Below are 8,048 nucleotides of genomic sequence, written 5' to 3'. Positions count from 1 at the left end.
GCGCAGCAGAAGCGTTAAAATTTTAAAATACGATTGCAAATTGTATTAATAAAGGCTCGACCTGATCCATCTAAACTTGATATGCTTATCTATCCAAGTTGTGCGACTTGTTTTTTAAATAGCTCGCCGCGTTGCGCGTAGCTTTTAAATTGATCCAAACTGGCACATGCAGGGCTTAGCAGTGCTATTTCGCTTTCGAAATTTACGGAATTCTGAAAATCCACAGAATTTTTAAAATTTTGCGAACCTAAAGTTTCGCCGCCGCTTGCGTCTATGCAAGAGCTTGCGCCTTCGGTAGCCGAAATTTCATCCTGCATTAAATTTCCTGCGGAATTCTCGCCGCCTAAGCGTCCTTTTGAAATTTCATTTTTGCAAAAATTTCCTCCGCTTAAATACCGCTTTGAAATTTCGCTCACCGCGGTTTGTAAAATTTCGCAGCGCACGCAAGGAAGTCCGTATTCGCCACATAAAAGTACGATTTTATCGGTATTTGAGCCGATCGCGTAAATTTGCAGATCGTATTTTTTAAACTCCGCAAAAAGCGGGTGCAGATCCACGCCTTTGTCGTCGCCGCCGAGGATCAGATGTATTTTGCGTCCCGCGTATCGCTTCAGCGCCTGCGCGCACGCATCGATGTTGGTCGCCTTCGTGTCATTGACCCAGACCCTGCCGCGCGCGTCGGTAAACTCCTCTAGTTTATTGCCTTCGATCACGAAGTCGTTCAGTCGCATGGCGTCGCATCTGTCGAATAAAATTTTCTCCACGCACAGCGCCAAAAGCGCGTCGATCAAAAACGGAGTGCGGAATTTTATCTCGCCTAAATCGATGCCGAATTTTTGCGCCAGATCCACTTCGTCTTCGTAGCAGATCACGCGGGCTAGGCTGTTTTGCGCGGCGGCAGAGCTTTCGTAGGCGCGCGGGATCAGCGCCACGGAGCCTTCGCGCATCGCTAGCAGCGGCGAGAGTTTGGCACGCTCATACTCCGCAAAATCGCCGTGCCAGCTGAGATGATCGGGCGTGATCGCAAGCAGCACATAGATATCGGGGCGCGCGCGCTTGGTGTAGTGCAGCGTAAATGAGCTCGTCTCTAGCACCCAAATTTTGGCGCTTTTATCAAGCTTTGCGAGTGGAACGCCCACGTTGCCGCCCATTTGCGAACCGTATCGCTCGAGTAGGTGCTGCATCATCTTTGTCGTCGTGGTCTTGCCGTTCGTGCCGCTGATCCAAATTTTAAGGCCTTTGTAATCGTCGAAATAATCGTATTCGCTGATTAAATTTCGTGCCTTTCGCACCAGCTCGTGATGCGGCGGAAAGCCTGGACTTGGGATTTCAAGCTCGCTTGCGGCGGGATCGAACTCGCTCGGGTTTAAAAGCGCGTTGCCGAACTCATCCAGCTTCGGTGCGCCCGAAGAAATTTCAAATTTATCGTCGTAGATCTCCCAGCCGCCTTTGTCGCGGCAGTGCTCGGCGATCGCTTTGGTCGTAAGCCCGTAGCCAAATAGCGATTTTTTCATTTTTCTCCCCTTTCGCCCCATAAAATTTGAGTTATCTCATCCGCGCTAAGCCCGGCAATTTCGCCGTATCTTTCGCGCGCCGTTTCGAAGTCGGGCTTGATCTGCGCTCGCATTTTATCTCAGTTTCAGCGACGTCAGCGCTATGATATTTGCGATCAGCGCGATGATCCAAAAGCGGATGATGATTTTGTTTTCGACCCAGCCTTTAAGCTCGAAATGGTGGTGTATCGGCGCCATCAGGAAAATTCTGCGTTTGAAAATTTTAAAGCTGCCCACCTGCAAGATCACGCTGAGCGTTTCGATGACGAAGACGAAGCCGATCATTATGAGTAAAATTTCATTCTTCGTGATGACTGCGCAGTATCCTAAAAATGCTCCCACGCTCAGGCTGCCGCTGTCGCCCATAAAGACTTCGGCGGGGTAGCAGTTAAACCACAAAAACCCAAGCAGCGCGCCGATGAGCGCCGAGACGATGATGCAGACCTCGCCTGCGCCCGCGACGCGCGGTAGCAAGAGATACTGCGAGTAGATCGCGTGCCCGCATAGATAAGCAAATATGCCCAAGCTGCAGAGCGAAAACACCGACGGAATGGTTGCCAGCCCGTCTAATCCGTCGGTTAAATTTACCGCGTTTGAGCTCGCGCTTATCACGATCGTCCAAAACAGCGGCGCGAAGATCCATAAATTTAGCAGAGGGTATTTGAAAAACGGCACGAAAAATTCCCCGCCCAGATCGCTAAAAGCATAAAGCGTCGCCCCGATCAGAAAGGCCAAGAAATTTTGCAGTGCAAATTTAGCCCGCGCGCTAAGGCCTGCGTGGTTTTGGCGGCCTAAAATTTTAGAGATATCATCCTTAAAGCCTATGTAGCCGAAGCCTACCAAACAAAGCAGTCCGCAGAGCACGAATACGTTGTTTAGCTTGGCGCACAGCAGGCTTGCGAGCACTGCGGCGGTAACGAAAACAAGCCCGCCCATCGTCGGGGTTTTGCTCTTTTTCTGATGGTTTTGGGGCGCGAGCTCGTAGATGGGCTGCGCGGCGTGTCTATTTTGCGCCCAGCGGATAAACCGCGGCATAGCCCAGACCGAAAAACAAAAAGCGATAAAAAACGCAAGACCTGCGCGAGCGGTGATGTATTGGAAAAAATTTATATTCGTAAGATGATAGAGATAATAAAACAAAGTTTACCTTTTAAATTTTATGAAATTTTAAATTTTATATGAAAACGCGCATTTTAGTATAAAAGAGGTAAAATTTAGCTTTTAGGGCGGATGAAATTTTGCCGCATTTGCCAAAAGAAAGTATAATGCCGCTCGTAAAAACAGCGCCGCAGACCTGCCTCAAAAGGCCAGCGCGGCGAAATTTAGACGAAATTTAGGAGCCAAAATGGGGCAAAAGACGATTTTACTTATCACCGACGGCATCGGCTTTAACGCGAGCGATAAATTTAACGCGTTTGCAAACGCAAAAAAGCCCGCCTATGATTATCTTTTTAAAAACGTGCCCAATACGCTACTGCACACTTCCGGGCTTGCCGTGGGCTTGCCGCAGGGGCAGATGGGAAACAGCGAAGTAGGGCATATGACGATAGGAAGCGGTAGAATTCTGTATCAAAACCTAGTCAAAATCGATCGCGCGATCGATGAGGGCTCGCTTGAGAAAAACGAAGCGCTGCAAAACCTGCTTTCAAAGTGCCGCAGGCTGCACGTCATAGGGCTTTACAGCGACGGCGGTGTGCATTCGCACCTGCGCCATTTTGACGCGATCTGCGAGATAGCGCAGAATGCGGGTTGCGAGACATGGGCGCACGCCATCACCGACGGGCGCGACGTTTCGCCGAGCAGCGGGGCGAAATTTTTAAAGCGCCTACAGGCTAAATTTAAAGTCGGTAGCGTGTGCGGGCGCTTTTACGCGATGGATCGCGACAAGCGCTTTGATCGCGTAAAGCGCGCTTACGACGTGCTTATGGGCGAAGCGGCGTCGCTTAAAATTTCGCCTAGCGAGTATGTGCTGCAAAGCTACGAGCGCGGCGTGAGCGACGAGTTTATCGAGCCTGCGAGCTTTAATGGCTTTGGCGGTATCGGCGCGGACGACGGAGTGATTTTTATAAATTTTAGAAACGATCGCGCTAGGGAGCTTTGCGCGGCTTTGGGCGATGAGAGCTTTAGCGAATTTGAGCGAAAGTTCGTCGTGCAAAATTTAATCACGATGAGCGAATACGACGCGAGCTTTAAATTTCCTCTGCTTTTCGAGAAGCCCGTGCTTAAAAACACGCTTTGCGAAGTGATCGCAGAAGCCGGTCTTACGCAGCTTCACACCGCCGAGACCGAAAAATACGCACACGTGACGTTTTTCTTTAACGGTGGCGTCGAGGAGCCGCTGCCGAACGAAACTCGCGTGCTGATCCCGAGCCCCAAAGTAAAAACCTACGACGAGCAGCCGCAGATGAGCGCGCCAGCGGTGTGCGACGCGGTGATCCGCGGTATCGAAGCGGGGATCGATTTCATCGTCATAAATTTCGCAAACGGCGATATGGTCGGCCATACGGGCAACTACAATGCCGCGATAAAGGCGGTCGAAGCGGTGGATGAGTGCATCGGTAAAATTTTAAGCGCGGCGAAGGCGCACGATTACGCCTACGTGCAGATTAGCGATCACGGCAACTGCGAGGCGATGCGAGACGCTGACGGCGAAATTTTAACCAACCACACGACCTTTGACGTATTTTGCTTTGTGCTGGGGCGCGGCGTGCGTGAACTAAAAAGCGGACTTGGGCTTAGCAACGTCGCAGCGACCGTGCTAAAGCTAATGGGGCTACCGAAACCCGCAGAGATGGACGAGGCGCTGTTTTGAAATTTAAACGACGCGGGTCGCTAGTAGATTTTAACGGCTAAAATTTAGGTAAATTTGGATAAATTTACGCTAGAAATTAAAATTTTAACAAAAGGATAAGTATGAAATTTAGCGGGAAAAATGTTTTAATCACGGGCGCAAGCCGCGGTATCGGCGCACAGATCGCAAGGACTTTAGCAGGCTATGGGCTTAAGGTATGGATTAATTATCGCTCAAAGCCCGAGATAGCCGACGCGCTGCTAGAGGAGATCCGCGCAAACGGCGGAGAGGGCGCCGTGATAAAATTTGACGCGACGAACGAGGCGGAATTTAGCGAGGCGATTGCCCTGATCGCGCAAAGCGACAGCGAGCTAAGCTATCTGGTAAATAACGCGGGCATCACGAACGACAAACTCGCGCTTAGGATGAAGCTGGAAGACTTCATGGGCGTGATCGAAGCAAATTTAAGCAGCGCCTTTATCGGCTGCCGCGAAGCTCTAAAGCTAATGAGCAAAAAGCGCTTCGGCGCGGTCGTAAATATCGCCTCGATCGTCGGCGAAATGGGCAACGCCGGGCAGGTCAATTACAGCGCAAGCAAGGGCGGAATGATCGCGATGAGTAAGAGCTTTGCAAAAGAGGGCGCAGCGCGCGGAATCCGCTTTAATTGCATAACTCCGGGCTTCATCGCTACGGATATGACGGACGCGCTAAGCGACGACGTAAAAGCAAGCTACGAAGCGAGCATCCCGCTTAAGCGCCTCGGAAGCACGAGCGACGTTGCCAAAGGAGTTGCGTTTTTACTCAGCGACGGCGCGGGCTACATTACTGGAGAGACGCTTAAAATCAACGGCGGGCTCTATATGTAGCGTTAAATAGCGGAATTTAAGGTTAAATATTATAGAATTACGCGGTATTTTTTTAAAGGAGTGCTAAAATGGCAGTATTTGAAGATGTAAGAGACGTAGTTGTAGAGCAACTAAGCGTTAGCCCGGATCAGGTTAAACTTGACTCTAAAATTATCGAAGATTTGGGCGCGGACTCTCTTGACGTAGTTGAGCTAGTAATGGCTTTAGAGGAGAAATTCGGTATCGAGATCCCTGATAGCGAGTCTGAAAAATTAGTAAGCATTAAAGACGTAGTAGATTATATAGAAAATTTGCCTAAAAAATAAAATTTTAAGGAAGCGGTTTTGAAACGAGTCGTAGTAACGGGCATCGGGATGATAACCTCTCTCGGGCTTGACAAACAGAGCAGTTTTGAAAATATCTGTAACGGAAAAACCGGGGTTGATAAAATTTCGCTCTTTGACGCTAGCGAATTTCCGGTTCAAATTGCAGCTGAAGTAAAAGGTTTCGATCCTTCGAGCATAATCGAGGATGGAAAAGAGATAAAAAAGATGGATAGATTTATCCAACTCGGGCTTAAGGCTGCGGGCGAAGCCATAGATGACGCTAAATTTAGTGATTTTGATAGCGACGAATTCGGCGTTAGCTCGGCTAGCGGTATCGGCGGTTTACCGAACATCGAGATAAACGCCAACACCTGCTTACAGCGCGGTCCTAGGCGAATTTCTCCGTTTTTTATCCCTTCTGCGTTAGTAAATATGCTCGGCGGCTTTGTTTCTATATATTATAAATTAAAAGGTCCGAATTTATCCAGCGTTACGGCTTGTGCGGCTTCCGCACATGCGATTATGGACGCTGCGAGAGTTATTATGATCGGCGAAGCGAAAAAGATGCTTGCAGTGGGAGCCGAGGCTGCGGTTTGTCCCGTAGGTATCGGCGGATTTGCCGCGATGAAGGCGCTTTGCGCTAGAAATGACGATCCCGCGCACGCTTCGCGTCCGTTTGATGCAGAGCGAAACGGCTTTGTTATGGGCGAAGGTGCGGCGGCTTTGGTTTTAGAAGAGCTAGAAGACGCAAAAGCGCGCGGCGCTAAAATTTACGGCGAGCTCGTAGGATTCGGCGCTAGCGGCGATGCTTATCATATCACTTCACCTAGCCTAGACGGCCCGATCCGCGCTATGAAAAAGGCCTACGAGATGGCAGGACGCCCAAAGATTGATTATATCAACGCTCACGGAACGTCCACCGCGATAAACGATAAAAACGAAACCGCGGCGTTAAAAGAGCTTTTCGGCGAGGGGAAGGTGCCTGCGGTCAGCTCCACCAAGGGTCAGCTAGGACATTGCCTAGGCGCTGCCGGAGCGGTAGAGGCTGCGATCAGCCTTTTGGCGATGCAAAACGGCATCATACCGCCTACGATAAATCAAATTTCAAAAGATCCAGATTGCGATTTGGACTATGTGCCAAACGTCGCTAGAAAAGCCAAACTCGATTGCGTCATGAGCAATAATTTTGGATTCGGCGGCACGAACGCATCGCTTATTTTCAAAAGAGTAGATTAATGGCTAGCTATCTGGACTTTGAAAAGTCTATAAAGCAGATTGACGAGGACATCACCGCCGCTAAAATTCGCGGTGATGAGGACGCGGTCGAAATTTTAAATAAGAACCTCGAAAAAGAAATTTCTAAAGTTTATAAGAATTTAAACGAATACCAAAGACTTCAGCTTGCGCGCCACCCGGATCGCCCTTACGCGATCGATTATATTCGTGCGCTTTTGCAAGACGCTAGGGAGCTTCACGGCGACCGCGCCTTTAGGGACGATCCTTCGATCGTGTGCTATCTGGGTATTATGGGTAACCGCAAAATCACCGTAATCGCCGAGCAGAAGGGCCGCGGCACCAAAAATAAGTTGAAGCGCAATTTCGGCATGCCCCATCCGGAGGGCTATCGCAAGGCACTGCGCGTAGCAAAACTTGCCGAGAAATTTAACCTTCCTATTTTGTTTTTGATTGACACTCCGGGCGCATATCCGGGACTTGGTGCCGAGGAGCGCGGTCAGAGCGAGGCTATCGCGCGAAATCTATATGAGTTTAGCGATATTAAAACCCCTACGATTGCCGTCGTTATAGGGGAAGGCGGCAGCGGTGGAGCTTTGGCTATCGGCGTGGCTGATCGGCTGGCGATGCTTCAAAACTCAATTTTTTCGGTTATCTCTCCCGAAGGCTGTGCTGCGATTTTGTGGAACGATCCAAGTAAGAGCGAGGCCGCTACGAAAGCGCTAAAGATCACCGCCGAGGAGCTAAAAGAGCTGGGCTTGGTCGATGATGTGATCAAGGAGCCCAAAACGGGCGCCCATAGGGATAAGGACGGCGCGATAAAAGCGCTTGGAAACTATGTCTTAACCGAGCTGCACAAGCTAGACGATCTTAGCATAGACGAGCTCATCAGCAGAAGGCAACAAAAAATTTTAAGGTTCGGTGCTTATAAAGAAAACTAAATTTTAAATTTCGCAACTTTTTTAAAACCAAATTTAATAACTTCACACTCTAAGAGGACAAATGGAAAATACAAATCAAAATTCCGCTCAGACCGCCGTTTCAAATTCTAATCAAAATGGCAGAAAAACTTACGCTAAAACGCACGTTCCCGTCGAGGGCTACCAGATCGAAGAGCTCCGCTCGATGGATCTTGAAAATCTCATCGCCATAGCAGACGAACTTGGCGTCGAAAACCCGCGAGAATTCCGCCGTCAAGCGCTCGTTTTTGAAATTTTACGCATGCAGACGAAGCAGGGCGGCTTCATACTTTTTACGGGGATTTTGGAGGTTACCGCCGAGGGTTACGGCTTTTTGCGCG

Annotated in this window: 8 protein-coding genes; 6 read left to right on the top strand and 2 right to left on the bottom strand. The window is 49.5% G+C overall.

From position 1 onward, the window contains the following. Nucleotides 1-89: 89 nt before the first annotated feature. The gene (gene murD, locus Q0277_RS08940; protein ID WP_297997379.1) at nt 90-1,514 is read right to left on the bottom strand and encodes a UDP-N-acetylmuramoyl-L-alanine--D-glutamate ligase; all 1,425 of its coding nucleotides are present in this window, start codon (nt 1,512-1,514) and stop codon (nt 90-92) included. Nucleotides 1,515-1,628: 114 nt separating this feature from the next. Next, a complete protein-coding gene (mraY, locus tag Q0277_RS08935) occupies nt 1,629-2,693 on the bottom strand; it encodes a phospho-N-acetylmuramoyl-pentapeptide-transferase (protein ID WP_297997377.1) in 1,065 nt (354 codons plus the stop codon). 205 nt (nt 2,694-2,898) lie between these two features. Between mraY and gpmI the strand changes: the two genes are divergently transcribed. The 6 genes from gpmI to Q0277_RS08905 form a co-directional block, all read left to right on the top strand. Beyond that, nucleotides 2,899-4,365 (top strand): 2,3-bisphosphoglycerate-independent phosphoglycerate mutase, encoded by a 1,467-nt coding sequence (gene gpmI / locus Q0277_RS08930; protein WP_297997375.1) that lies wholly within the window; start codon nt 2,899-2,901, stop codon nt 4,363-4,365. A 101-nt stretch (nt 4,366-4,466) separates the two neighbouring features. After that, nucleotides 4,467-5,210, top strand: coding sequence for a 3-oxoacyl-ACP reductase FabG (gene fabG, locus Q0277_RS08925; protein WP_297997374.1), 744 nt, complete (start codon nt 4,467-4,469; stop codon nt 5,208-5,210). A gap of 68 nt (nt 5,211-5,278) precedes the next feature. Then, nucleotides 5,279-5,515 (top strand): acyl carrier protein, encoded by a 237-nt coding sequence (gene acpP, locus Q0277_RS08920; RefSeq protein WP_005873350.1) that lies wholly within the window; start codon nt 5,279-5,281, stop codon nt 5,513-5,515. An 18-nt stretch (nt 5,516-5,533) separates the two neighbouring features. After that, complete coding sequence (locus Q0277_RS08915) at nt 5,534-6,751, top strand: beta-ketoacyl-ACP synthase II (RefSeq protein WP_297997372.1); 1,218 nt, start codon at nt 5,534-5,536, stop codon at nt 6,749-6,751. Next, nucleotides 6,751-7,689: an acetyl-CoA carboxylase carboxyl transferase subunit alpha gene (gene accA / locus Q0277_RS08910; RefSeq protein WP_297997370.1), complete on the top strand. Its 939-nt coding sequence runs from the start codon at nt 6,751-6,753 to the stop codon at nt 7,687-7,689. The genes Q0277_RS08915 and accA overlap by 1 nt, the downstream gene beginning before the upstream one ends. A gap of 61 nt (nt 7,690-7,750) precedes the next feature. Next, nucleotides 7,751-8,048 (top strand): Rho termination factor N-terminal domain-containing protein (locus Q0277_RS08905; RefSeq protein WP_297997368.1); only part of this gene is annotated, 298 nt, incomplete at its 3' end.

This window comes from uncultured Campylobacter sp., assembly GCF_938030815.1.
GTDB lineage: Bacteria > Campylobacterota > Campylobacteria > Campylobacterales > Campylobacteraceae > Campylobacter_B.
The sequence above is the reverse complement of the archived record's forward strand: the minus strand, read 5'-3'. Positions and strand labels throughout refer to the sequence as shown.